This window comes from Nocardioides sp. NPDC057772 (genome assembly GCF_042798075.1).
Lineage (GTDB): Bacteria > Actinomycetota > Actinomycetes > Propionibacteriales > Nocardioidaceae > Nocardioides.
The window spans coordinates 1-422 of the sequence record NZ_JBHVKN010000323.1 but is presented as its reverse complement, the minus strand read 5'-3'; the positions used below and the strand labels follow the sequence as shown (position 1 = coordinate 422).

Here is a 422-nt window from a genome sequence, read left to right as displayed (position 1 = left end):
GCCCCGCGGGCGTCGTGGTCGGGTGTCGTACGTGCCGGTCAGGCCTGTCGCGTGCTGCGCGAGGAGGGGATCCGGGTCATCCTGGTCAACTCCAACCCGGCCACGATCATGACCGACCCGGAGTTCGCCGACGCGACCTACGTCGAGCCGATCACCCCCGAGTTCGTCGAGAAGGTCATCGCCAAGGAGCGCCCCGACGCGCTGCTGGCGACCCTCGGCGGCCAGACCGCGCTCAACTGCGCGGTCGCGCTCGACGAGCGCGGCATCCTGGAGAAGTACGACGTCGAGCTGATCGGCGCGACCATCGACGCGATCCAGCGCGGTGAGAACCGCGAGGAGTTCAAGAAGATCGTCGCCGAGCTCGGTGGCGAGAGCGCCAAGTCGGTCATCTGCCACAGCATCGACGACCTGCTCGCCGGCGC

General features: G+C 69.0%; 1 pseudogene. It reads left to right on the top strand.

The features are described from left to right. Positions 1–422 (top strand): annotated as a pseudogene (gene carB, locus ACFVJS_RS27080) (carbamoyl phosphate synthase large subunit); the annotation flags it as partial.